Genomic DNA, 1,244 nt, shown 5'->3' on the forward strand with positions numbered 1-1,244 from the left:
CCGTTCGGCGTCAGCGGCAGCTTCTCCAGCTGCACGAAATGCGCCGGGATCATGTAGCTTGGCAGCGTCTGCGCTAATGCCCCGCGCAGCTGCGCGATCGTCAGTTCGTTCTCCGCTGCCAGGTACGCACACAGCTCGCTTTGACCTTGTTCGTTTTCGCGGGCGATCACCACCGCTTCTTTCATAGCTTCCATCCGCAGCAGCTGCGCTTCAATCTCCCCAAGCTCGATCCGGTACCCCCGGATTTTCACCTGGTGGTCGATCCGGCCCAAATACTCCATTTCCCCGTTGTCCAGGCGCCTCACTAAATCCCCCGAACGGTACAATCGCTCTTCCGGTTGATAGGGATTGGCGACAAACCGCTCTCTCGTCAGTTCATCACGGTTAAGATATCCTCGGGCTACACCGGCTCCGCCGACGTACAGTTCTCCGGCTGCACCAACCGGCACAAGCTGACTATCCACGTTCATCACGTATCCGTTCAATGTCGGCAGTGTCCAGCCGATTGCACTTCGGTTCGCTTCGATTTCGGCTTCGCCGATCTCCTTGTACGTGACGTGCACGGTTGTTTCCGTAATCCCATACATATTGATAAGACGCGTCTCCGTGTATTTCTCTTTCCACGGACGAAGCATCCCTGGCTGCAGCGCTTCGCCTCCAAAGATGACGTACCGCAAGTTCAGCGGTACCGTTCTGGACATCGCCTCCTGAATCAATCCTCTAAACGCCGTTGGCGTCTGATTCAGTACCGTAACGTTTTCCTTCGACAGCAGTTCCAGAAACGCCGCCGGATGCTGCGCGACAAGCTTCGGTACGATGACGCTTCGCCCACCGTACAAGAGGGCGCCGTACATTTCCCAAACGGAGAAATCAAAGCTGAACGAATGGAAGACGGTCCATATATCCTCCGCTCCAAAATCAAACGGCAACGGATCATTCAACACCAATTGCACGACATTGCGATGCTCGATCATAACCCCTTTCGGTTGACCCGTTGATCCGGAGGTGTAGATGATATAGGCCAAATGTTCGGCGCTCGCCAGCGGGGAGAGATTCGTCCCTTCCTGCTGCTCCCACGCTGGATCATCGATCAACAGAACAGATGGTTCGAACTCGAACGGCAGTGCAGTCGCCCGCGAGGTGAGCACCAATGCTGTTCCGGAATCGGACAGCATGTACCGAATCCGGTCCTCCGGATACGACGGATCGATCGGCACGTACGCGCCGCCTGCTTTTAAGATCGC

At 56.1% G+C, this 1,244-nt stretch carries 1 protein-coding gene; it reads right to left on the reverse strand.

Going from position 1 to position 1,244, the window contains the following annotated elements:
* On the reverse strand, positions 1-1,217 hold a 1,217-nt coding region (locus tag BMZ79_RS33460; RefSeq protein WP_256253324.1), incomplete at its 3' end, for an amino acid adenylation domain-containing protein.
* Between the last annotated feature and the right edge of the window lie 27 nt (positions 1,218-1,244).

The sequence above is a fragment of the Paenibacillus sp. UNC496MF genome (assembly GCF_900113915.1).
Lineage (GTDB): Bacteria > Bacillota > Bacilli > Paenibacillales > Paenibacillaceae > Paenibacillus_Z > Paenibacillus_Z artemisiicola.